The sequence below is a fragment of the Kitasatospora sp. NBC_01539 genome, assembly GCF_045040525.1.
In the GTDB taxonomy this organism is placed as follows: domain Bacteria; phylum Actinomycetota; class Actinomycetes; order Streptomycetales; family Streptomycetaceae; genus Kitasatospora.
Genome location: NZ_CP109390.1, coordinates 2,225,896 through 2,249,537 on the forward strand (window position 1 = coordinate 2,225,896; position 23,642 = coordinate 2,249,537).

Sequence of the window (23,642 nt, forward strand, 5' to 3'; positions counted from 1 at the left end):
CATGACCCGGCCGCTCCCCCGGGCAGACCCCTACCGTGGACGGCGGGGGTCCGCCCGGAGGGAGCAGGCGTGCGGGAGAAGCCGACGGAGTTCGACCGGACCGGCACCGGCAGCAGCAAGTGGGCACGGGCCGGCGCGGGTGCGATCGCGATGGGCCTCGCCGACATGGACCTGCCCGGCCCGGCCGCGATCGGTGCGGCGCTCGCCGCCCGCGCCGCCCACCCGGCCTACGGCTACACCGTGGCCGATCCGGGCGGGCGCGAGCTGGTGGCCCGGTGGTACCGGCGGCGGCACGGAGTGGCGGTCGACCCGGAGTGGGTGCTGCTGCTGCCGTTCGGTCCGAGCACCGCCCTGCGCCTGCTGCTCGCCGCGGCCGCGCCGCGGCTGCGCGGCCGGGCGGCGGCGGGCGTGGTGCCGGAGTGGGGCGGGTTCGCCCGGGTGTGCGCGGCGGCCGGGGTGCCGTTCCGTACCGCCGCCCTGGTGCGGGAGGGCGACGGCCTCCGGCTGCCGCTGGAGGCGCTGGCAGCGTCCCGGCCCGGCGCGGTGCTGCTGAGCAGCCCGCACAACCCCACCGGGCGGCTGTGGAGCGCGGCCGAGGTCCGCGCGCTCGCCGAGCTGGCCGCCGCCGAGGACGGCCTGCTGGTCTCGGACGAGGTGCACGGCGACCTCGTCCACCCCGACCACGGGCTGCGCCAGCCGGTGGCCGTCGCGCTCGCCGGTGCGGCCGCCGGGCACACGGTGACCCTGGGATCGGTGGGCAAGACCTTCAACACCTCCGGCGTCCCGAGCTGCTGGGCGCTGGTGCCGGACGCCGCCCTGCGCGGGCGGCTGCTGGAGGTGATGGCGGGGTACGGCCTGTGGGAGGGCGGTCTGCTGGAGCAGACCGTGCAGCGGGCGGCGCTGACCGGGGGCGAGGAGTGGCTGGACGCCCTCCTGCCCCGCCTGGCCGCCGCCCGTGACCGCGTGCTGGCGGCGCTCGGGCCGGCCGTGCCCACCCGGCCGCAGGCCTCGTACCTGCTCTGGCTCGACGGGACGGCGCTCGGTCTGCCACCCGGACGGGCGAGGGCCGCGGCCCTCACCGAGCGTGACGTCGAACTCGCCGACGGGGCGGACTTCGGCGGCCCGGCGCCCGGTTTCCTGCGGCTGAACTACGCCCTGCCGCCCGCTCGCCTGGACATGGCGCTCCGCCGCTTGACGCGGACCTGACCATCCCTGACCTGCGTGGAGCGGCAACGATGTTTGACGCGTAGCAGACTGAGCAGGAAAGACCGGGCCGCAACCGCGAACCGAGGGATGGTGAGTCCGGTGATACCAGTCCGGCCGCAGCGCACCACCGCGCCCCCCGCCTACACACCCAGCGTGACGCCCCTGACCGAGGCGTCCGCCGAGACCCACCTGGCCGCCATCTGTTTCAAGATCGGCCCGCCCGCCCTCGTGGGGGTCGAGGCGGAGTGGTTCGTCCACGACAGTCGATGTCCGGAGAAGCCGGTCGAACCCGACCGGACGTCGGCGGCCCTCGCAGCCCTCCCGGACCACCCCGACGGCCCGCTGTTCCCCGCGGGCTCCCGCTTCACCCGCGAACCCGGCGGCCAGGTCGAGCTCAGCTCCCGGCCCGCCCCCACCCCCGCCGCCTGCGCCGCCGACCTGCTGCGCGACCAGACGGCCCTGCGCACCGCCCTCGCCGGGCAGGGACTGCGGCTCACCGGCAGCGGCACCGACCCGCTGCCGCGCGAGCGCCGCATGCAGGCGAAGCACCCGCGCTACCGCGCGATGGAGACCTTCTTCGACCGGGCCGGGCCGTGGGGCCGGATCATGATGACCGGCACCGCCTCCGTGCAGGTCTGCGTGGACGCCGGCACCGAGGCCGCGATGGCCCGGCGCTGGCGGCTCACCCACCTGCTCGGCCCGGTGCTCGTCGCCGCCTTCGCCAACTCGCCGCTGCTGGACGGCCGACCCACCGGCTTCCGGTCCAGTCGGCAGATGGTGTGGGCACGGATGGACCCGTCCCGCACGCTCGCCCCGCCGCCGGACGGCGACCCCCGCGAGGCCTGGGCGCGCTACGTGCTGGACGCCGAGGTGCTCTGCGTACGCCGGGGCGACGGCGCGCCGTGGACCGCCCCCGCCGGCCTGACCTTCCGCGGATGGCTGCGCGGCGGCGGCGAGCGGCCGCCCACCATGGCCGACCTGGAGTACCACCGCACCACGCTCTTCCCGCCCGTCCGGCCGCGCGGCCACCTGGAGCTGCGCATGATCGACGCGCAGCCCGGCGACGGCTGGCTCGTGCCGCTCGGCCTGGTCACCGCACTCGTGGACGACCCGGAGGCCGGGGACGCCGCCCTCGAGGCCCTCGAACGGCTCGGCGGCGACGGCGCCCTGCCGCCGCGCAGCAGCCTCTGGTGCCGGGCCGCCACCCTCGCCACCGCCGACCCCGCGCTGCGCCGGGCGACCCTCGCCTGCTTCGCCGCCGCCGACCGGGCACTCGCCCGGCAGGACGGGTCGGCCCCGCTGCGCCGGGCCCTGAGCGCGTACGCCGACCGCTACCCCGCCCGCGGCCGCTGCCCCGCCGACGACCAGCTGGACGCCGTCCGGGCCGGCCACCGCCCTGCCGTCGAGGAGGACGCACCGTGCTGAACGCCGACCGCACCGACCCGGCGGCGCTCCGCGGCACGATCGCCGCCGAGCTGACCACCGCCCGCGCCCGCACCGCCGCGCTGACCGACTGCGTCGACGACCCGGACCTCACGGCGCAGCACTCCCCGCTGATGTCGCCGCTGGTCTGGGACCTCGCGCACATCGGCAACCAGGAGGAGCTGTGGCTGCTGCGCGCCATCGGCGGCCACGACCCGATGCACCCCGAGATCGACCCGCTGTACGACGCCTTCGAGCATCCGCGCGCCGAGCGGACCCGCCTGCCGCTGCTGCCGCCGGAGGAGGCCCGCCGCTACGCGCACGAGGTGCGCGGCCGGGTGCTGGACCTCCTGGAGACCAGCCCGCTGGAGGGCGCACCGCTGCTGGACGCCGGCTTCGGCTTCGGCATGGTCGTGCAGCACGAGCAGCAGCACGACGAGACCATGCTGATCACCCACCAGCTGCGCCGGGGGGCCGCCGTGCTCGCCGCTCCCCCGCCGCCCGCCGCGGGCGCCGGGCGGCTGCCCGCCGACGTGCTCGTGCCCGCCGGTCCGTTCACGATGGGCACGGACACCGAGCCGTGGGCGCTCGACAACGAGCGGCCCGCCCACGTCGTCGACCTGCCGGCCTACCGGCTGGACACCGCGCCCGTCACGAACGCCGCCTACCAGGACTTCCTGGCCGACGGCGGGTACGACGACCCGCGCTGGTGGACGTCCGAGGGCTGGCGGCACCGGATGGACGCCGGCCTCACCGCCCCCCTCTACTGGACGCGCGAGGGCGGGCAGTGGCTGCGGCGCCGGTTCGGCACGGTCGAGCCGGTGCCGCCGGAGGAGCCCGTCCTGCACGTCAGCTGGTACGAGGCCGACGCGTACGCCCGCTGGGCGGGCCGGCGGCTGCCGACCGAGGCCGAGTGGGAGAAGGCCGCCCGGCACGACCCGGCCTCCGGGCGCTCCCGCCGCTACCCGTGGGGAGACGGCGAGCCCGGCACCGAGCACGCCAACCTCGGCCAGCGGCACCTGCAGCCCGCGCCCGCGGGTGCCTACCCGGCCGGCGAGGCGCCGTGCGGTGCCCGGCAGTTGATGGGCGACGTGTGGGAGTGGACGGCGAGCGACTTCCACCCCTACCCGGGTTTCCGGGCGTGGCCGTACAAGGAGTACTCGGAGGTGTTCTTCGGGCCGGAGTACAAGGTGCTGCGCGGCGGTTCGTTCGCCGTGGCGCCGGTCGCCTGCCGTGGCACCTTCCGCAACTGGGACTACCCGGTCAGGCGGCAGATCTTCGCCGGCTTCCGCACCGCCTGCGGCCAGGACGCCTCCTGATGTGCCGCCACCTCGCGTACCTCGGGCCGCCCTGCCCGGTGGGCGCCCTGCTCGTCGACCCGCCGTTCGGGCTCGTCCGGCAGTCGTGGGCGCCGCGGCGGCAGCGGTACGGCACGGTCAACGCCGACGGTTTCGGCCTCGGCTGGTACGCCGACGGCGACGAGCGCCCGGCGCGTCACCGCCGGGCCGGGCCGGTCTGGGCCGACGAGACCTTCGCCGACCTGGCCCGGGTGGTCCGCACCCGGGCCCTGCTGGCCGCCGTCCGCTCGGCGACCGCCGGGTGCGCGCCCGGTGAGGCCGCGGCGGCGCCGTTCGCCGAGGGGCACTGGCTGTTCAGCCACAACGGCGCGCTGCCGGGCTGGCCGGAGCGGTACGGTCCGCTGGCCGCGACGCTGCCGCCCGCCGACCTGATGTCGCTGGAGGCCCGCAGCGACTCCGCCCTCCTGTGGGCGCTGGTGCTGGCCCGGCTCCGCACCGGTGCCGAGCTCGGCGAGGCGCTCGCCGACACGGTGCGGGAGGCCGCGAAGCACGGCGAGGGCGCCCGGCTCAACCTCCTGGCCACCGACGGCCGTTCGATCGCCGCCACGGCCTGGGGCGACACGCTCTTCCACCGCACCGGACCCGGCGTCGTCGTGGCCTCGGAGCCGTACGACGACGGACCCGGCTGGTCGGAGGTGCCCGACCGCACCCTGCTGCTCGCCACCCCGGCGGGCGTCACCCTGCATCCCATCGACCGACCGACGCCCACCGACCGCCCGGCGCCCATCGACCGCACGACGCGAGAGGACGAACCGACGTGAGCACCTTCGACCTGACCCGCCTGCTGCCTGCCGACCACTTCAGCCACGCGCTCCGGCACGACGTGCAGCGGGGTCTGACGGCGAGTCCGAAGTGGCTGCCGCCGAAGTGGTTCTACGACGCCCGCGGCAGCGAGCTGTTCGAGGAGATCACCCGGCTGCCGGAGTACTACCCGACCCGCGCCGAACGCGAGATCCTCACCGGGCACGCCGGGGAGATCGCGGCGCTGACCCGGGCCCGCACCCTCGTCGAGCTGGGCTCCGGCTCGTCCGAGAAGACCCGGCTGCTGCTGGACGCGCTGCGCGGCCTCGGCACGCTGGGCACCTACGTGCCGGTCGACGTCAGCGAGAGCGCGCTGGAGGCGGCGGGCGCCGCACTGACCGCCGACTACCCGGGGCTGGCCGTGCACGCGGTGCTGGCCGACTTCACCCGCGGCCTCGGCCTGCCGCCCGGCGGCGGCCCGCGGCTGCTCGCCTTCCTCGGCGGCACCCTCGGCAACTTCCTGCCCCGGGAGCGGGCCGGCTTCCTGCGAATGGTGCGGGCCGCCCTGGAGCCGGGCGACGCCCTGCTGCTCGGCACCGACCTGGTGAAGGACCCGGCGGTGCTGGTCGCCGCGTACGACGACGCGGCGGGCGTGACGGCGGAGTTCAACCGCAACGTGCTGAACGTGCTCGACCGCGAGCTCGACGCCGACTTCGACCCGGAGGCCTTCGAGCACGTGGCGCACTGGGACGCCCGGCAGGAGTGGATCGAGATGCGGCTGCGCTCGACGCGCACGCAGACCGTGAAGATCCCCGCGCTGGACATGCCGGTGCACTTCGAGGCGGGCGAGGAGCTGCGCACCGAGGTCTCGGCGAAGTTCCGCCGGGAGCGGGTCGCCGACGAGCTGGCGGCGGCCGGGATGCGGCTCTCCCACTGGTGGACGGACGGCGGCGGACGCTTCGGTCTGTCGCTGGCCGAACCGGCCTGATCGTTCAGGTACTGAAGGCCGAGCCAGGGGACTACTGCGCATATTTCGGGTATGGCTTACAAGTGATGAACGGTTTGGGGTTACGATCTCGACGCCTCTCTCAATGTTGAGTACACAGGAGTCAGATCGTGAGCGTCTCCCAACAGTCCGTAGCGGCCCGCACCCAGGCCCCCGAACGGCTCGGCTTCGTGGTCTTCATCACGGCCGCGGCCGCCCTCGGCGGCTTCCTGTTCGGCTATGACAGCTCGGTGATCAACGGCGCCGTCTCCGGCATCCAGGGCAGGTTCGGGATCGGGGACGGCGCCACCGGCCTGATCGTCTCCTCCGCGCTGCTCGGCTCCGCGCTCGGCGCCGCCCTCGCCGGCCGCTACGGGCGCATCCGCGTCATGAAGGCCGCGGCGGTGCTGTTCGCGATCAGCGCGGTCGGCTCGATGGTGCCGTTCTCGCCGTGGGACCTCGCCACCTGGCGGGTGCTCGGCGGCGCCGCCATCGGCATCGCCTCGGTGATCGCGCCGACCTACATCGCCGAGGTCGCCCCGACGAAGTACCGCGGGCGTCTGGCCTCCTTCCAGCAGGCCGCGATCGTGCTCGGCATCGCCGTCTCGCAGCTGGTCAACTGGCTGCTCGCGGAGTCCGCGGACGGCGACACCCGCGGCCACCTGCTCGGCCTGGAGGCCTGGCAGTGGATGCTCGGCATCTGCGTCGTGCCGGCCGTGGTCTACTTCGTGCTCGCCGCGATGATCCCCGAGTCGCCGCGCTTCCTGATCTCCGCCGGCCGCCTGGACGAGGCCCGCACCGTGCTGCGCGAGGTCGAGGGCGCCGAGGCCGACACCGAGGGCCGGATCGCCGAGATCCGGGGCCTGATCGACACCGACCACCGGCCGCGCTTCCGCGACCTGCTCGGCGGCCGCACCGGTCTGCTGCCGATCGTCTGGGTCGGCATCGGGCTGTCGGTGTTCCAGCAGCTCGTCGGCATCAACGTGATCTTCTACTACTCGTCGATCCTGTGGCAGTCCGTCGGCATCGACCAGAGCAACTCGCTGATGATCAGCTTCATCGGCTCGGTGATCAACATCGCCGGCACGGTCGTCGCGATCCTGCTGGTCGACCGGATCGGGCGCAAGCCGCTCGCCCTGATCGGCTCCGCCGGCATGGCCGTCACCCTCGGTGCGGCCGCCTGGGCGTTCAGCTCCGCCACCGGCACCGGCGACGACGTCACCCTGCCCGACCTGCAGGGCACCGTCGCACTGGTCGCGGCCAACCTCTTCGTGCTGTTCTTCGCGCTCTCCTGGGGCGTCGTCGTCTGGGTGATGCTCGGCGAGATGTTCCCCAACCGGATCCGCGCCGCCGCGCTCTCCGTCGCCGCCTCCGCGCAGTGGGTCGCCAACTGGGCGATCACGGTGTCGTTCCCGGCGATGTCGAAGTGGAACCTGTCGGCGACCTACGCGATCTACGCCGCGTTCGCGCTCGGCTCGCTCCTCTTCGTGGCCCGCTTCATGAAGGAGACCAAGGGCGTCCGCCTGGAGGACATGGGCTGAACCGCGCCCTCCGCACCACGCACTCCCGCAGGGCGTCCGCCGCACGGCGGGCGCCCTCGCGCGTCCGGTCACCCTAGCGCCGTTCCGGCCCGGCCGGTGGGGTAATCCGACACTCTGCGCGGCCGCGCCGGGCCGTCCGGTACCCATGGAGTCAGGGAGGGATGTGTCCTTGATCTTCAGCCGGAATCGCGCCCGCAGGCCCGTCGCCGCCGCCTGCCCCTACGCCCACCACCCGGCCGCGGCCCCCCTCGCACCACCCGCGCCGGGGTACGTCGCCGGGTCCGTGCCGGGCGAGGCCGTCGCCTTCGTCCGGCAGTTCCACCACGAGCAGCCGGCCGCGGGCGATCCCGCACCGCGCGTCCGGCAGGTGCTCTCCGAACTCGAGCGCACCGGCACCTACCGGCACACCCCCGAGGAGCTCGCCTTCGGCGCCCGGCTGGCCTGGCGCAACGCCGCCCGCTGCATCGGACGCCTCTACTGGCGCAGCCTGGTCGTCCGCGACCTGCGGCACGTCGACACACCCGACGCGATCGCCGAGGAGTGCTTCGCGCACCTGCGGGCCGCCACCAACGGCGGCCGGATCCGGCCGGTGGTCACCGTCTTCGCCCCCGACCGGCCCGGCCGGCCCGCCCCCCGCATCCTCAACCAGCAGCTCGTCCGCTACGCCGGCCACTGCGGCGAGGACGGCCGCTGGACGGGCGACCCGGCCGGCGGCGCCCTCACCGCGCAGGCCCGCGCGCTCGGCTGGAAGAGCGGCGAGGAGCGGTTCGACGTCCTGCCGCTGCTCGTCCGGCAGCACCCCGGCGCCGACCCGCAGTGGTACGAGGTGCCCGACGACGCCGCGCTGCAGGTGCCGCTGCACCACCCCGAGCACGCCTGGTTCGCCGCGCTCGGCCTGCGCTGGTACGCGGTGCCGGCGATCAGCGACATGACGCTGGAGATCGGCGGCGTCCGCTACCCGTCCGCACCGTTCAACGGCTGGTACATGGGCACCGAGATCGGCGCCCGCAACCTCGCGGACGCCGACCGCTACGACATGCTGCGCGAGGTCGCCCGGCGGCTCGGCCTCGACACCGCGTCCGACCGCACCCTCTGGCGCGACCGGGCCCTCGTGGAGCTCAACGTCGCGGTGCTGCACTCCTTCGAGCGGGCCGGCGTCACGATCGCCGACCACCACACGGAGTCGGCCCGCTTCCTCACCCACATCGACCGGGAACGGCGGCAGGGCCGGCCCACGCCCGCCGACTGGAGCTGGATCGTGCCCCCGGTCTCCGGCGGGATCACCCCGGTCTACCACCGCTACTACGACGCGGTCGACCCGCGGCTGAGACCGGCCTTCCTCCCCCGCGAGCCCGGCTGAGCACCGCCGCGCCGGACGGGCGGCCCGCGCCCGCCCTAATTCGGTGGCGCGCCCTCCCGCGGGTCACGACAATGCGCGGGTGGATCGGACGACGCAGCGCACGGTGACGGCAGTGGTGACCCTCGACGGCGAACGGCTCGGGGAGGTCGGACCCTTCCCGGTGGCCCACCCGCGCTGGCAGGAGGTCGGCGAGGTCGCGGCCGCCCTGGAACAGCGGCTCGGGGTGCCCGTGCTCGTGCTGCGCCTGCTCTCCGTGGAGGGCGGCGACGGCGGCCGCGGCGGGCACGTCGCCTACCACGCCGAGGCGCTGGCCGACCCGGCCGTGCCGCTCGCCGGGGGCGCCCGCACCGTGGAACCCGACCCGCTGCGCGCCGCCTGGGCCACCCCGGACGGCCTGCGCGCGGCCCTCGGCTGGGCCGGGGACCGGCTGCGGGACGCCGGCCGGCCCCCGACCGGCCGCGCCGAGCAGGTGAAGACCTGGAACCTCTCCGGGCTCACCCGCATCCCGACCGCGCAGGGCCCTGTCTGGCTCAAGACCACGCCGGTCTTCGGCGCCGACGAGGCCCGGGTCATCGCCCTGCTCGCCTCGGTGGACCCCGGGCTGGTGCCGCCCGTGCTCGGGTCGGCGGAGGGCCGGGTGCTGCTCGACCACGTACCGGGCGAGGACTGCTGGGGCGTGCCGGACGACGCCATGCTCGGCGCCGTCGACCGGATGGTCGCCGCCCAGGCCCGGCTGGCCGGGCACCCCGGACTGCGGGACCTGCGCGACCAGTCGCCGCGCCGGGTGTCGGCGGCGGCCGCCGCCCTCCTGCCCCGCCTCGACGACCTGACGGCCGACGAGCGGGCCGCCGCGCAGCGCCTCCTCGACCGGCTGCCCGCCGACATCGCCGGGCTGGAGGCCTGCGGGCTGCCCACGACCCTGGTGCACGGCGACTTCCATCCCGGCAACTGGCGCTCCGACGGGAGCCGTACGGTCGTCGTGGACTTCTCGGACGCCTACCTCGGGCACCCGGCCTTCGACGGGCTGCGGCCGCGCGACTTCGTCGACGGGGCCCGCTGGGCGGACGTCCGGAACGCCTGGGCCGGCGCCTGGTCGGCGGCCGTGCCGGGCAGCGATCCGCTGCGGGCCCTGGAGCTGGCGGAGCCGCTGATGCACCTCGCCTACGCGGTGCGCTACCAGGAGTTCCTCGACGGCATCGAGCCCAGCGAGCGGATCTACCACGAGGGCGACCCCGCGTCCGAGGTGCGCGCCGCCCTGGCCGCCGCCGCACGGACGGCCTGACCGGGGCGGTCGTCGCAGCACGGTCGTCGCAGCGCGGTCGGTGGCGGCGGTCAGTGCCCGCGGTCGTCCAGCAGGGCGCAGACGAAGTCCTCCTGGACGGCGCGGAGCCGGGCCAGCAGCGCGGGCCTGGTGGACTGCGAGACCTGCTCGGTGACGGAGAACGCCAGCGCCGCGCCGCCGTCCGGGGTGGCGACGGCGAGCTGGGTGTAGCCGGCGGTGTTGCCGGTGTGGCCGTACACCACGCCGCAGCGGGTGGTGTAGCGGAAGAGGGCCAGGCCGGCGGCGTTGGTGCCGGGCCCGGCGGGCTCCGAGCTGCCCTCGACGAACGTCCGCTGCTGCTGCCGCACCTCGGGCCCGGTCAGCCGGCCGCCGCCGTACGCGCGGATGAACGCGGCGAGGTCGCGCGGGGTGGAGACGATGCCGCCGGAGGCCCACGCCCCCGACGCCCCGAAGAGCGTGGAGACGTCGACGGGCGGGTCGGGCGGGGTCGTGTCGTAGCCGTGCAGGTACGGCTCGGGGAGCTCGTAGCCCTGCGGGAGGCTCGTCTCGTGCAGGCCCAGCGGGCGGTACACGAGCCGGGCGAGGAGCTGCTCGTACGGGCGGCCGGTGGCGGCCTCCGCCATCAGCGCGACGGCGATGTTGTCGGAGTTGGAGTAGGCGTACCGGCTGCCCGGGGTGAAGAGCAGGTCCTCGCCGGCGACGTAGTCGAGCAGGTGCCGGGAGTCGAAGACGTGGTGCGGGTCGGCGGTGATGACGGCCCGGAAGGCCGCCGAGCCGCTGTAGTCCGGCAGGCCGCTGGTGTGCTGGAGGAGCTGGCGGAGCGTCACCGCGTGCCAGTCGGCCGGGAGGCCGGGCAGCCGCTGCCCGACGGTGTCGTCGAGGCCGAGGACCCCGCGGTCGACCAGGCGCAGCGCGACGGCGCCGCTGAAGGCCTTGGCCGCGCTGGCGATCCGCATGTGGTCGGTGCTGCGGGGCGCCCGGCCGCCGAGCTCGGCGACGCCCGCCCGGACGATCTCGGTGTGCCGGCCGCGACGGAGCACCGCGATGGCACCGGGCGGGCCGCCGGGGGTGTCGACCAGCTCCTGCAGGCGCTGCTGCAGGTCGGGGGCGGCCGGCCGGCCGCCGGCCGCGGCCGGGGCGGGGAGCAGGCCGACCAGCGCGAGGCCTGCGGCGAGCACGACCGCCGGGCGCAGCGGGCGGGCGCGGCACGGACGGCGTGACGGGCGGGGGCGTGGGGGCACGGGACGACCTCCGGACGGGGGACGGCCGGCCGGTGGCCCGGCCGTGCTGGCCGACAGAACGTGACCGTCCGCCAGGTCCGGCAAACGCCGGGCGGCCCGGTGTGACCCGTCAGGGCGAAGGGCGGTACGCCGGCCGGTGCCGGTGACAGAGCCGGGCCGGGCCCGGGAGCGGGCGGCGCGGGGCGCGGGGCGCGGCGTTCGGGGCTCAGGGCTCAGGGGCGGTGGCGCAGGGCGAGGCCGTCGAGGAGGGCCGCCAGGCCGGTCTCGAAGGCTCCTTCGTCGATGGCGCGGCGGTGTTCGGCGAGCAGGTGGGCCTCGCCGAGGTGGGGGTAGTCGGCGGCGTAGACGGCGGCGTCCTCGGGGAAGCCGCCGGCGAAGGAGCCGAGGGCGGAGCCGGTGATGAAGTAGCGCATGAGGGCGCCGATGCGGGTGGCCTGGCCGCGCGGCCAGCCGGCGTCGACGAGGCAGCCGAAGACGGCGTCGGCGAGGCGGAGCGCGTTGGGGCGGCGGCCGGGGCCCTGGGCGAGGACGGGCACGACGTTGGGGTGGGCGGCGAGGGCCGCGCGGTAGGAGCGGGCCCAGTCGCGCAGGGCGGTGCGCCAGCTCTCCGGCGCGTCGAACATCGACAGGTCGACCTCGCCCATCACGCTGTCGACGACGGCGTCGAGCAGGTCGTCCTTGGTGGCGAAGTGGTTGTAGAGCGAGGGCCCGCTGACGGAGAGCTCGGTGGCGAGGCGCCGGGTGGAGAGCGCGGCCAGCCCTTCGGCGTCGACCAGGGAGAGGGCGGCGGCGACGATCCGCTCGCGGCTGAGCAGCGGGGTGCGCGGGCGGGCCATGGGGAGCGGCCTCCGATCGGGTGGGTGGCCCACATTCTTGCAGGCGGCTCTTCCCCGGGCGGACCGGGTGGGGCTACAGTCCCCCTTAAAACTTGCACTGCTAGTTTAAGAGGTGTCCGCCGCCATGAACCTTGAGCTGTCCGAGGAGCAGGCCGCCGTCCGCAATCTCGCAGCCGTCTTCACCGACCGCGAGATCGTCCCCTTCGCCCGCGAATGGGACCTCGCCGAGTCCGTCGACCCGGCGATCGTCGGCCGGCTCGGCAAGCTCGGCCTGCTCGGCCTCACCCTCCCCGAGGAGTACGGCGGCAGCGGCGGAGACCACCTCGCGTACTGCCTGGTGCTGGAGGAGCTCGGCCGCGGCGACTCCGCCGTGCGCGGCATCGTCTCCGTCTCGCTCGGCCTGGTCGGCAAGTCCGTCAACGCGTACGGCACCGAGGAGCAGAAGCGGCACTGGCTGCCCCGGCTGACCTCCGGCGAGGCGCTCGGCTGCTTCGGCCTCACCGAGCCCGGCACCGGCTCGGACGCCGCCAACCTCACCACCCGGGCCGTCCGCGACGGCGGCGACTGGCTGATCAGCGGCAGCAAGATGTTCATCACCAACGGCACCCACGCCGACGTCGCCCTCGTCTTCGCCCGCACCGGCGGGCCCGGCCACCGCGGCATCAGCGCCTTCCTCGTGGAGACCGGCCTGCCCGGCTTCGGGCGCCGCACGATCCACGGCAAGCTCGGCCTGCGCGGCCAGGCCACCGCCGAACTCACCCTCGACGCCGTCCGGGTGCCCGACAGCGCCCGCCTCGGCGACGAGGGCCAGGGCTTCAAGGTCGCGATGTCCGCCCTCGCCAAGGGCCGTATGTCGGTCGCCGCCGGGTGCGTCGGCATCGCCCGCGCCTGCCTGGAGGCCGCCGTGAAGTACGCCGGCGAACGCGAGCAGTTCGGCCGGCCCATCGCCGGCCACCAGCTCGTGCAGGACCTCCTCGCCGACATCGCCGTCGACGTCGAGGCCTCCCGGCTGCTCACCTGGAAGGTCGCCGACCTCGTCGACCGCGGCCTGCCCTTCGCCACCGAGTCGTCCGTCGCCAAGCTCTTCGCGAGCGAGGCCGCCGTCCGCGCCGCCAACAACGCGCTGCAGGTCTTCGGCGGGTACGGCTTCATCGACGAGTACCCCGTCGGCAAGTACCTGCGCGACGCGCGCGTCATGACCCTCTACGAGGGCACCAGCCAGATCCACAAACTGCTGATCGGGCGATCCCTGACCGGCGTCAACGCCTTCTGACCCCACCCACCCGACGAAGGAGCACACCGACGTGCGACCCGTCCACTTCGCCGCCGCCCGCCGCACCCCCATCGGGCGGCTGCGCGGCGCACTGTCCGCCGTCCGGCCCGACGACCTGTCGGCCGCCGTCCTCACCGGGCTGCTCGCCGACGTGCCGCAGCTCGACCCGGCCCTGATCGACGACGTCTACTGGGGCGCCGCCAACCAGTCCGGCGAGGACAACCGCAACGCCGCCCGGATGGCCGTCCTGCTGGCCGGCCTGCCCGACAGCATCCCCGGCGCCACCGTCAACCGCCTCTGCGCCTCCGGCCTGGAGGCCGTCACCTCCGCCGCCCGCGCGATCGGCTCCGGCGAGGCCGACGTCGTCGTCGCCGGCGGCTGCGAGTCGATGAGCCGGGCGCCGTTCGTGCTGCCCCGCCCCGACGAGGCCCTGCCGCACCGCATCGAGACCCACGACACCCGGCTCGGCTGGCGGCTCACCAACCCGCGCATGAAGGACCTGCACGGGGTGCTCTCCATGGGCGAGACCGCGGAGGAGGTCGCCTCGCGGTACGGCATCACCCGCGAACAGCAGGACGCGTTCGCCCTGCGCAGCCACCGGCTCGCCGCCGCCGCCCGCAAGGACGGCCACTTCGACGCCGAGATCCTGCCGGTCGTCCGCCCCGACGGCGTCGAGGTCACCCGCGACGAGTCCGTCCGCGAGGACACCACCCCGGAACGCCTCGCCGCCCTCAAGCCCGTCTTCCGCCCCGGCGGAACGGTCACCGCCGGCAACGCCTCCCCCATGAACGACGGCGCCGCGGCGCTGCTGCTCGTCGGCGAGGACGCCCTCGAACGCCTCGGCCTGGAATCCCTCGGCCGCTACGTCGCCGGCGCCTCCGCCGGGGTGCACCCCGACGTCATGGGCATCGGGCCCGTACCCGCCACCCGCAAGGTCCTCGCCCGGGCCGGCTGGCAGGTCGGCGACGTCCAGGAGGCCGAGTTCAACGAGGCGTTCGCCGCCCAGGCGCTCGCCTGCATCCGCGAACTCGGCTTCGACCCGGCACGCGTCAACCCCAGCGGCGGCGCCATCGCCCTCGGCCACCCGCTCGGCGGCTCCGGCGCCCGCATCCTCACCACCCTGCTGCACCGCATGCGCCGCACCGGCGCCCGGCGCGGCCTGGCCACCATGTGCGTCGGCGTCGGACAGGGCACCGCCGTACTCGTCGAGAACTCCTGAGAGGCACTCCCATGACACGATTCGCCGGCAAGGTCGCCGTGGTGACCGGCGCCGCCCAGGGCATCGGTGCCGCCACCGCCGTACGCCTCGCCGAGGAGGGCGCGGCCGTCGCCGTCGTCGACCTCACCGCCGAGCGCGCGCAGGCCACCGTCGACGCCATCACCGCCAAGGGCGGCACCGCCCGCGCCTACGGCTGCGACGTCGCCGACCACGACGCCGTCGAGGCCGCCTTCGCCCGGGTCGTCGCCGACCTCGGGGGCCTGCACGTCCTCGTCAACAACGCGGGCATCACCCGCGACAACCTCTTCTTCCGCATGCCCAAGGACGACTGGGACGCCGTCATCACCGTCAACCTCACCAGCGCCTACAACTGCGCCCACGTCGCGCAGGCGTACATGGTGAAGCAGAAGTACGGCAAGATCGTCTCGCTCAGCTCGCGCTCCGCCCTCGGCAACCGCGGCCAGGCCAACTACGCCGCGGCCAAGGCCGGCATCCAGGGCCTCACCGCCACCCTCGCCATCGAGCTCGGCCCCTACAACATCAACGTCAACGCCGTCGCCCCCGGCTACATCGCCACCGCGATGACCGCCGCCACCGCCGAACGCGTCGGCTCCAACGCCGAGGACCACCAGGCCGTGGCCGCCGCACACACCCCACTGCGCCGCGTCGGCCGGCCCGAGGAGGTCGCCTCGGTCGTCGCCTTCCTCGCCAGCGAGGACGCCTCGTACGTGAGCGGGCAGACCCTCTACATCAACGGCGGCGCCCGCTGACCCCACCGCACCGGCCCGACGGGCGGACGGCACGCACCACGCCGCCGCCCGTCAGGGCTGTGCGGCCAGCTTCGCCAGGTGCCGCTCCGCCGCCCGCAGCTTCCGGCCCTCCGGGCCGGGCAGGTGGGCCCGCAGCTCGATGATCTCCGGGGCGATCCGCAGCGCCTCCGCGCGGTCGCCCACCGCCCGCCAGCACGCCTCCGCGTTGGTCGCGGCCCGCTGCGTCTCCGGGTCGTCCGCCCCCGAGCTGCGCAGCAGGGCGAGCGCGACCTGCCGGTACAGGTCCGCCGCCAGCACCGTCCGGCCCGCCAGACGGGAGACGTGCGCCCGCACCTGACGCACCTGCAGCACCTCGGCGGCCAGCGGGCCGTGGGTGTCCACCGCCTGCTCCTCCAGCGCGAGGGCCAGCTCCGCCGCGGAGTCGTGCTCGCCCGCGTCGGCCGCCAGGACGATCCTGCCGACGGCCTCGCGGTAGTCGGCCAGCGGGTCCTTCGCCTGCTCACGATCCGCCCGGGGACCGGACGCCCGCTCGGGTACGGCCTCGGGCTCGGGCCTCTCGGTTTCCTGCTCGGACGCGGGCTCCGTACCGGGTGCGGGTGCGGGTACGGGTACGGGCTCGGGTACGGCCCGGGGCTCGGGCGCAGTGGCGGGCAGCGCGTCCACTGGTGCGAGGACCCCGGCCGGGTCGGCCCCGCCGAGCGGGCCGCCCTTCAGCAGCGACACCGGACGCGCCGGGCGCGGCGGGGTGGGCGGCACCCCGGGCTTCAGCAGCGACACCGGGCGGCGCGGCGCGGCGGCGACCGGCTTCGCCAGCTCCACCCGCGGCGCGGCCGGTGCGTACGCGGCGGGCCGCGGGCGGGCCTGCCGGTCGCCGGGGTGCCGCGGCTGAACGGCCGCCGGGCGCGGCGCGCCGCTGAGCCGGGCCTCCGTGGAGGTGTCGCCGATGCGCCGCGAGGTGTTGCGGAAGACCGGGCGGTCGGGCGCGTGCGAGACGAGCACCACGGCCTCGGGGCGCAGCACCGACTGCACCTGGCCGCGGAGGTGCTCCGGGGCCAGGACGGGCCCGGCGCCGGGCACGCCGACGTGCAGCACCTCGATGAGGGCCCGGGTGAACATGCCGACCTGGTCGGGGTCGGGGTTGACGACGGCCCACAGCGGCACGCCGTCCGTGAGCGGGGAGATCGTGCTCTGCACGAGCGGCCACGCGGTCTGGTCGGCGCTCAGGTCGGCGACGACCAGGGTGTGCCAGTCCTGCGGGCGGTGCTGGAGCTCCGCCGCGACCGCCTGCCAGGGCAGGCTCTCGTGGCCGCGGGAGTCACGCAGGGTCAGGAAGAGCTGCTCGGCGCGCCGGTCGGTGACGAGGTGCCCGCCCAGGTGCACCAGCAGCGGGCCGGGGTGGCGGGCGGCGGCGCGCAGGTGCGCGAGCACCGTCGGCGGGTCGCCGGCGCCGGGCAGGTGGACGGCGTCGACCGCGTCGGCGGCCAGCAGGACGTGCGGGGAGACGGCCGCCAGCATCGCCGACAGCACGGGTGCCTGCGCGGAGCCGCGGCCCCAGGGGCGGCGGCCGGTGCTGCCGTAGCCGCCCTCGACGACGAGGATCCGGCCGCGCAGGCCGGCGCCCATGCCGCGCAGCTGCGGCGGGGCCGGGGCCGCCGCGGGAGCCGGGGCGGGGACGGGCACGGGGGCCGGGGCCGGGGCCGGGGGCAGAGTGATGGCCGGCATCGTCGTCGTCCAGCCGGTCGTGGGCATCGGGGCCGGCACCTGGCGGTCCGCCGGTCCGCTGCCCGTGTCATGGTCGAACGGTGTCCGTCCGCCGCCCCCGGAGGCCGCTGTCACGTCCGACACGCCCGGTCACCGCCCCGCCCCGCCGCCAGCAGCGACATCGTCCGTGCCTGCACGGTGACCACCACCGCACCCCGATTTCGCCACCATACGGGGTGATCCCCCGGCGGCTCCAGGCCGGGTGCGCGAACACGCCCGGCCCGCCGGGCTACGGGCCGTCACCCCGCTCCGTCGCGCCGTCAGGACGGCCCGCCCGTCGCGGCACCCGCGCGCCGGGACGGGCGGGCCGTCCGGGGCGTCAGTAGGTGACGGTGATCCGGCGGGCGGGCCCGTCGACGCGGATCAGGCCGCCGTACGGGATCACCACCTGCGGGTCGGTGTGGCCGAGGTCGACGTCGAAGACCGCCATGGTGTCGGGGGCGTACGCGGCGAGCGCGCGCAGCACCGCCTCGCGCTGCCCGGTGCGGTGGGCCTCGCGCTCCTCCGGCGTGTGGCGCCGGTCGAACGACCAGGCCTTGGCGCGGCCCATGAGCAGCGCGGGGAACCGCGCCAGCAGGCCGCGCTCGCCCATGTTCCGCAGGATGCGGAACACCTCCTCGCCGCCCGGGAGCTCCTCGGAGGTCTCCAGGAAGAGCACGCAGCCCTCGTACGCCTCGGGTGTGCGGATGCCGCGGTCGGCCATCATGAGCCAGCCGAGGATCTCCAGGTTGCCGCCCCAGCTGACGCCCTCGACGACCCGCTCGGGACGGTGCCACGTCCAGCCCCGCGCGGGCTGCATCGGCGGCTCGCCGGCGAACGTCTCCGGGTCGTCCCAGGGCAGGTCGACGTCGTTGAAGTCGGCGGGCTCGGTGAGCTCGTACGGCCCCGGGGTGAAGAGCGCGGCGCGGGCGGAGGCGGCGGTCACCGGGTGCAGGGCGCCGGGGCGGCCGTACTGCGTCATCACGCTCGCCCCGTGGTAGCCGACGATGCCGAGGTTCCACAGGTGGGTGAGGAGGTTGGTGTTGTCGCTGAACCCGAAGAACGGCTTCGGGTCGGCCCGGATGAGCTCGTCGTCCAGGAACGGCAGCAGGGTGATCTGGTCGTCGCCGCCGATCGTCGAGACGACGGCCCTGATCTCCGGGTCGGCGAAGGCCGCGTGCAGGTCGGCGGCGCGATCCTGCGGGGTGCTTCCGAACCGTCGGGTGGTCGGGTACTCCACCGGCTTCAGGCCGAACTCCTCGACCAGGCGCCGGACACCGAGCTCGTACGGCAGCGGGAGGAGCCCGGCCAGGCCGGACGACGGGGAGAGCACGGCGATCCGGTCGCCCGGGCGCGGCTTGGGAGGGTGGACGGGAGCGGTCATGGCCCGATCCTAGGACCGGGCCGTGACCGCCCCCGGACGAATTCCGGGATACCGATCGGCCGCCGTCAGACGACGAGCAGCGTCTTGCCGGTCGTCGCCCGGCCCTCGATCGCGGCATGGGCCCGCGCGGCCTCCTCCAGCGGCACGCGCAGCCCGATCACCGGCCGCAGCCGGCCGGCGGCGCCCCGGGCGAGGGCCTCGGCGGTGAGCGTCCGCATCAGGGCCGGGTCGGGACGGGACGGGCCGACCAGTTCGACGCCCCTGGCGGCGGCGAGCTCCGGCGGGATCTCCGCCCACTCCCCGCCGGCCAGGCCGTAGCTGACCATGCGTCCGCCCGGGGCGAGCAGGTCGAACGCGTGCCGTGCGATCGGGCCGCCGACGCCGTCGAACACGACGTCCACGCCGCCGTGCGCCTCGCGCACCCGGTCCGTCCAGTCCGGCCGGAGGTAGTCGACGCCGGTCGACGCACCGAGTCCGGCGGCCAGCTCCGCCTTGCGCGGGCCGCCCGCCGCGCCCACCACGGTCGCACCGGCGGCGGAGGCCAACTGCACGAGCAGGCTGCCGACTCCCCCGGCGGCGGCCTCCACGAGCACCCGGTCGCCGGCCGCCACCCGGGCGGCGCGCAGTTGGAGCAGCGCCGTCCGGCCGTCGGCGAGCAGGGCCACGGCGTCGTCGAGCGCGAGGCCGTCCGGCACCTCGAACACCCCGGCCGCGGGGACCGCCGCCCGCGCGGCGTACCCGCCGGACCCGCCGGTGGCGGTCACCACCCGGCGGCCGAGCAGCGCGTCGTCCACGCCCTCGCCGACGGCGGCGACCACCCCGCCGACCCCGTTGCCGGGGATCAGCGGCGGCCGGGCCGCGAACGGGCCCCGGCCGGACGCCCGGAACTGCGTCTCGACGAAGGTGATGTTGGCGAACGCGACGTCCACCAGCACCTCTCCGGGGCCGGGCACCGGGTCCGGCGCCTCCCCCGCCACCAGTACCTCCGGCCCGCCGAACTCCGTCAACCACACTGCCCGCACGACCGCTCCCCTGCTCGTTCCCGACCTGGCGGCACCAGCGTGCAAGGTGAAGCGGACTTGAGGTCAAGCCCGGCCCGGACGCCGTCAGGCCGCCAGCAGGTCGCGCAGCAGCGCCACCGTGTCCGGGTCGAGGTCGCGGCCGGTGCGCCGGCTCAGCGCGTCCAGGCGGTTGACCGCCCGGACGAGCTGGTCGCGGGCGCCGACCGAGGCGTAGGCGTAGAAGAGGTCGCGGTGCAGCAGTTCGACGTCCGGGGCGACCGCGAGCCCGCGGAAGATCGCGGCCTCGGCGGTGCGGTGGTCGCCGTACTGCAGTCGGCGGGCGGCGAGCTCGTGCGCCGTGTCGACGATCGCGGCGATCATGTCCTGTCGCTCGGCCTCGGCCCAGCCGTACGCGTCGGCGGGGGCCTCCGCGAACGGTGCGCCGCGCACCAGCGCCAGGGCGTGCGCGAGGGCCGCGTCGGCGGTCGTGCTGGTCGAGCGCATGCCGCGCCGGTAGAGGCTGCGGAACTCGTCCCAGTCGCAGGTCACCGTGGGGGCGAAGGTGTAGCCGTCCGGCCGGTCGATCCGCAGGAACGGGCGCCCGTCCGGGGCACCGCCCAGCCAGGCCGCCAGCCGGGTCAGCCGGCCGGGCAGCGGGCTCGTCGGCGCGTGCCCGTCGGCCGGGTCCGCGAGGTGGGCGCCGCCCGGGTGCAGCACCTGGTCGAGCGCGGTGTGCTCGATCCCCGGACGCAGCGCCAGCAGCGTGGCCAGCTCGGTGAGGCGCGGCACCGCGGCGGGCTCTGCCGTGCCGGCCGCGCCGCTCACGTCGACCGGACCGAGCAGCCGGATGCGGGGCGCCGTCCGTCCCGCGTGGGCCTCCGGCGAGCGGAGGATGGCCAGCAGGTCGGCGCTGTCGGTGCGGCCCTGCCCCGAGGGGCGGCCCGGCGCGGACGGCGCGGCCGTGTCGGGCGCCGGGTCGTGGGTCGGCACCGGCTCCGGCGCCCGCTCCGGGAGCCGCTCGCGCACGGGCTCCGCCGCACGGGCCGGCGGCGCGGCGGGTCCGCCGGGTGCGGGCAGCGCAGGCGGCAGCGGGCCGGGCTGCGGGGAGGCGGGCTGCTGCGGGGTGGGCTGCTGCGGCACCGGCGGCTGCGGCGGGTGGCCGCTGCCGGAGGCGTGCCGCCCGGCGCCGTTGGCACTGTGGCGGGTCGGCCGCGGGTCCGCCGGGGGGACGGCCACCGCACTGCCCGGAGGCACGGCGTACGGGTGCGCCGGCGGGACGGCGTACGGGTGCGCCGGGGGCGCGGCCTGCGGAACGGACGGCACGACCGGCGGCACCGGCTGCAGGGGTGCCACCGCCTGCGGCGGGGTCGCCGTCGGCGCCGTGCCCGCGAACGGGCTGACGCCGGTGCCGATCACCCGGGTGACCGGGCGCGGCGCGGCGTCCCCGGCCTCGGCCGGCCCGTCGGCGGACGACGCCCCGACGGAGACCGGCACGAGGTGTTCGACCGGTTCGAGGTCGGTCCCGGGACCGTCCAGCGTCCACTCCGGCGCCGGGTGCTGCGTCGTGTCGCCGGAGGTACGGACCAGCTCGCCGAGGTGGGCGTACTGGGCGGCGTCGAGGCGCTGCAGCTCGACCTGGAGGTGCAGGCCCGGCAGGGTGGCCGCGCCGGTGCTGGGCAGGGTCCAGCGCGCCACCGGTCCGGCGCCGCGCTCGGGCGCGCGGGTGACCACGGAGAGGCAGCTGCGCGGCTTGGCGTCCAGCAGCCGGCCGAGTTCGGCGGGCACGTCGCCGTCCGGGGGCTGGGCGGAGAGCACGATCTCCGGCACCCACGACTCGTCGGCCGCCCCGCGGCTGCGGGCGTCCCGCGGGCTGCTGGCCTCCGCCGCCACGAGCGTGGCCCGCGCCCGGGCGGCCCGCGGGCCGACGGCGCCGAGCGCCTGCTCCAACGAGTCGTAGCGGTGCACGCGTTCGGCGGCCCGGCCGGCCACCGGCAGGTCGTCGAAGCCCACCAGGTGCAGGTGGAGGCGGTCCGCGAGCGGGCTGTGCGCGAGCTCCACGGCCAGGGTGCGCAGCACGTCGCGGGCGTCGTCGGGGTGTCCGGCGAGGTGCACGAGCCGCACGGTCTCCAGGTCGGCGAGCACGATCGAGCCGTCCGGGGCGACGCCCAGGGTGACCAGGGCCGGGTACGGCGCCGCGGCCTTCGCGGCCTGCCCGGGCGACAGCAGGTCGGAGGAGTCCTCCGGGCACCACCACACGTTGTTCGCGTGCGCAGCCCGGAACGGCGCGACGGGCACCGCCGGTGCGGCCAGGTGGAGTTCGACGGTGCGGCCGGGGGTGATCCGGGCGGCCACCAGCACGGGCAGCCGCTTGCCGGTGCGCACGGTGTTGCGCGCCAGGGTGCGCAGCGCGCGGTCCAGCAGCTCCAGGGCGGGCACGTTCTGCCGGGCCTTCAGCTCGGCCTCGAACGCGGCGGCCGGGGCCTCGGGCATGGCGATGCGGTGCCGCGGGCGCCGGGCCCGCTGCTGGTCGCCGCGGCGGCGGGCGACCGCCCCGACCATGACGGCGGCGAGCAGCACGCCGATGGTCGAGGCGGCGAGCGCGGTGCTGTAGTCGTCGGACGGCTGCTGCGCCGGGTCGGCGGCGGCCGGGGCCTGCGGGCCCTGCACGGGTGCCGACGGTGCGGGCGTGGCGGGTGCGGGCGTGGCCGGTGCCGGGGTGGCCGGTGCCGGGGTGGCCGGTGCCGGGGTGGCGGGCGGCTGCTCCTCGGGCTGCTGCGGCGGGGCCGGCTGGTCGGCCCGCGCGCCGGGGATGGCCAGCACCGTGCCGGGCACGAGGACGTCCGGGTCGGTCAGCCGCTCGCCGTCGGGCGCGCGGACGCCCTTGTTGGCCTCGAAGAGGCGGGGCCAGGCGTCGCCGCTGCCGAGTTCGCGCTCGGCGATGCCGGAGAGGCTGTCCCCGGGCGCGACCGTGACGGAGGCGTGCCGCGGTGCCGGCAGCTCCGCGGCGGGCTGCTGCGCGGGGGCCGCGTCGGTCTTGGCGCCGTCGGGCATGAGCAGCTTCCACCCGGGGTGGATCGGCCGGTCGGCGTCGAAGCGGCGGCCCGCATCGTCCATCACCCGGCCCTTGTTGAGGTCGGCGATCTCCTGCCACCGCTCGCCCGAGCCGAGTTGGCGCTCGGCGATCGACCAGAGGCTGTCCGCGGGGCGGGTGTCGCGCACCGTGTACGTCGGCCGGTCGAGCGCGGGTGCGGCCGGCGCGGCGGCCGGGGCGGCGGCGGGCAGGGCGGCGAACCCGCCCGCGGCGGGCAGGGCGAGGGCCGTGGCGGCGGTACGGGTGCCGTGCTCCGGGGCCGCGGCGAACGCCGAACCGGCCACCGGCAGCAGGGCGATCACCGAACCGACCAGGCCCGCCGCGAGCCGCTGGCTCCAGCCGAACGCCGGGATCCGCCGGGCGACCCGGCCGCGCAGTTGCGCGGGGATCTCCAGCAGCACCGCGAGCGCGAAGCAGAGCCAGGCGATCCAGCCGACACCGACCAGTGCCCACAGGAACAGTCGGCCGTCGTCGGGGGTGGTGAGCAGCCCGGCGACGCTGCCGCCCGTCTCCGGGCCGCCCATCGAGGTGACGGCGAGCGTGCCGTACAGCAGCACGGCCGGCAGGCCGGCGAGCAGGACGAGCAGCACCGCCAGGGAGGCGAGTGCCGCGGCCACCGAGCCGGCGCGGCGGCGGCGGACCCGAACGGGTCTGCGGCTGCCGCCCGGTGGTGTCCCGTGGCCCGGGTGGGCCCTGTGTGCCGGGTCGTTGGCTCGTCGCGCGGCCATCAGTTCTCCGCTTCCGTGATGCCGTGCACGAGGGTGGCCTTGCCGAACCCGTGCACCTCGAGGTGGGTGAAGTCGGGGAGCACCCCGCCGAGCAGGGCGGTGGTGTAGGTGCCGGTGGCGCGCACCTCGACGGTCTCGACGGTGCCGTCGACCACCAGGCGGGTCTCGGCGGTCAGGCCGTACGTCCTCAGGTAGGCCGCGGCGGCGTCGGCCGCCGGGCCGTCGAGGATGCGGTAGCCCTTGCCGGACAGCACCGCGTCGACGTCGAGCTGCTGGACGGCGACGCGGGCCGCCTCCTGCGCGCGGGCGTCCGCGCGCTCGACGGCGCGCAGCCGGCCGCCGAGGTCGAGCACGATGCCGACCAGGATGAGGAGGGCGGCCGCGCAGATGGCGATGTACACCGACAGCGCGCCGTCGTCCGGCCGCCCGCGGCGCCGCCGGGTGCTCCCCCGGTGTGTCATCGG

At 76.3% G+C, this 23,642-nt stretch carries 18 protein-coding genes; 11 read left to right on the forward strand and 7 right to left on the reverse strand.

What is annotated here, in order from left to right:
* The first annotated feature begins 69 nt into the window (after nucleotides 1–69).
* From OG335_RS09525 to OG335_RS09560, 8 genes are all read left to right on the forward strand, one after another.
* Nucleotides 70–1,206, forward strand: coding sequence for an aminotransferase class I/II-fold pyridoxal phosphate-dependent enzyme (locus OG335_RS09525; RefSeq protein ID WP_405010610.1), 1,137 nt, complete (start codon nucleotides 70–72; stop codon nucleotides 1,204–1,206).
* Between the two features lie 153 nt (nucleotides 1,207–1,359).
* Nucleotides 1,360–2,631 (forward strand): ergothioneine biosynthesis glutamate--cysteine ligase EgtA, encoded by a 1,272-nt coding sequence (gene egtA, locus OG335_RS09530; RefSeq protein ID WP_405010611.1) that lies wholly within the window; start codon nucleotides 1,360–1,362, stop codon nucleotides 2,629–2,631.
* Nucleotides 2,625–3,947 carry an ergothioneine biosynthesis protein EgtB gene (gene egtB / locus OG335_RS09535; protein WP_405010612.1) on the forward strand — a complete coding sequence of 441 codons (1,323 nt, stop codon included), beginning with the start codon at nucleotides 2,625–2,627 and terminating at the stop codon, nucleotides 3,945–3,947. The genes egtA and egtB overlap by 7 nt, the downstream gene beginning before the upstream one ends.
* Nucleotides 3,947–4,747: an ergothioneine biosynthesis protein EgtC gene (gene egtC / locus OG335_RS09540; RefSeq protein WP_405010613.1), complete on the forward strand. Its 801-nt coding sequence runs from the start codon at nucleotides 3,947–3,949 to the stop codon at nucleotides 4,745–4,747. The genes egtB and egtC overlap by 1 nt, the downstream gene beginning before the upstream one ends.
* The gene (gene egtD, locus OG335_RS09545) at nucleotides 4,744–5,715 is read left to right on the forward strand and encodes an L-histidine N(alpha)-methyltransferase (protein ID WP_405010614.1); all 972 of its coding nucleotides are present in this window, start codon (nucleotides 4,744–4,746) and stop codon (nucleotides 5,713–5,715) included. The genes egtC and egtD overlap by 4 nt, the downstream gene beginning before the upstream one ends.
* A gap of 125 nt (nucleotides 5,716–5,840) precedes the next feature.
* A complete protein-coding gene (locus tag OG335_RS09550) occupies nucleotides 5,841–7,253 on the forward strand; it encodes a sugar porter family MFS transporter (RefSeq protein WP_405015345.1) in 1,413 nt (470 codons plus the stop codon).
* A 169-nt stretch (nucleotides 7,254–7,422) separates the two neighbouring features.
* Nucleotides 7,423–8,613 carry a nitric oxide synthase oxygenase gene (locus OG335_RS09555; protein ID WP_405010615.1) on the forward strand — a complete coding sequence of 397 codons (1,191 nt, stop codon included), beginning with the start codon at nucleotides 7,423–7,425 and terminating at the stop codon, nucleotides 8,611–8,613.
* 79 nt (nucleotides 8,614–8,692) lie between these two features.
* Nucleotides 8,693–9,895, forward strand: coding sequence for an aminoglycoside phosphotransferase family protein (locus tag OG335_RS09560; protein ID WP_405010616.1), 1,203 nt, complete (start codon nucleotides 8,693–8,695; stop codon nucleotides 9,893–9,895).
* A 50-nt stretch (nucleotides 9,896–9,945) separates the two neighbouring features.
* On the opposite strand, the gene OG335_RS09565 is transcribed toward OG335_RS09560, so the two are convergent.
* Together OG335_RS09565 and OG335_RS09570 are read right to left on the reverse strand one after the other, a co-directional pair.
* A complete protein-coding gene (locus OG335_RS09565; RefSeq protein WP_405010617.1) occupies nucleotides 9,946–11,136 on the reverse strand; it encodes a serine hydrolase domain-containing protein in 1,191 nt (396 codons plus the stop codon).
* A 212-nt stretch (nucleotides 11,137–11,348) separates the two neighbouring features.
* Nucleotides 11,349–11,972 (reverse strand): TetR/AcrR family transcriptional regulator, encoded by a 624-nt coding sequence (locus tag OG335_RS09570; protein ID WP_405010618.1) that lies wholly within the window; start codon nucleotides 11,970–11,972, stop codon nucleotides 11,349–11,351.
* A 124-nt stretch (nucleotides 11,973–12,096) separates the two neighbouring features.
* Here OG335_RS09570 and OG335_RS09575 point away from each other — a divergent pair, with 124 nt between their 5' ends.
* The 3 genes from OG335_RS09575 to fabG are packed head-to-tail and all read left to right on the forward strand — an operon-like array spanning nucleotide 12,097 to nucleotide 15,234.
* Nucleotides 12,097–13,245: an acyl-CoA dehydrogenase family protein gene (locus OG335_RS09575; RefSeq protein ID WP_405010619.1), complete on the forward strand. Its 1,149-nt coding sequence runs from the start codon at nucleotides 12,097–12,099 to the stop codon at nucleotides 13,243–13,245.
* Between the two features lie 31 nt (nucleotides 13,246–13,276).
* A complete protein-coding gene (locus OG335_RS09580; protein ID WP_405010620.1) occupies nucleotides 13,277–14,464 on the forward strand; it encodes a thiolase family protein in 1,188 nt (395 codons plus the stop codon).
* Between the two features lie 11 nt (nucleotides 14,465–14,475).
* Complete coding sequence (gene fabG, locus OG335_RS09585) at nucleotides 14,476–15,234, forward strand: 3-oxoacyl-ACP reductase FabG (protein ID WP_405010621.1); 759 nt, start codon at nucleotides 14,476–14,478, stop codon at nucleotides 15,232–15,234.
* A 51-nt stretch (nucleotides 15,235–15,285) separates the two neighbouring features.
* On the opposite strand, the gene OG335_RS09590 is transcribed toward fabG, so the two are convergent.
* From OG335_RS09590 to OG335_RS09610, 5 genes are all read right to left on the reverse strand, one after another.
* On the reverse strand, nucleotides 15,286–16,983 hold the full coding sequence (locus OG335_RS09590) for a hypothetical protein (RefSeq protein WP_405010622.1): 1,698 nt from the start codon (nucleotides 16,981–16,983) through the stop codon (nucleotides 15,286–15,288).
* A gap of 331 nt (nucleotides 16,984–17,314) precedes the next feature.
* A complete protein-coding gene (locus OG335_RS09595) occupies nucleotides 17,315–18,358 on the reverse strand; it encodes a S66 peptidase family protein (protein WP_405010623.1) in 1,044 nt (347 codons plus the stop codon).
* Between the two features lie 65 nt (nucleotides 18,359–18,423).
* Nucleotides 18,424–19,380, reverse strand: a complete 957-nt coding sequence (locus OG335_RS09600; protein WP_405010624.1) for a zinc-binding dehydrogenase — start codon at nucleotides 19,378–19,380, stop codon at nucleotides 18,424–18,426.
* Between the two features lie 84 nt (nucleotides 19,381–19,464).
* Nucleotides 19,465–23,178 (reverse strand): LysM peptidoglycan-binding domain-containing protein, encoded by a 3,714-nt coding sequence (locus OG335_RS09605; protein WP_405010625.1) that lies wholly within the window; start codon nucleotides 23,176–23,178, stop codon nucleotides 19,465–19,467.
* Nucleotides 23,178–23,639 (reverse strand): hypothetical protein, encoded by a 462-nt coding sequence (locus OG335_RS09610; RefSeq protein WP_405010626.1) that lies wholly within the window; start codon nucleotides 23,637–23,639, stop codon nucleotides 23,178–23,180. The genes OG335_RS09605 and OG335_RS09610 overlap by 1 nt, the downstream gene beginning before the upstream one ends.
* Between the last annotated feature and the right edge of the window lie 3 nt (nucleotides 23,640–23,642).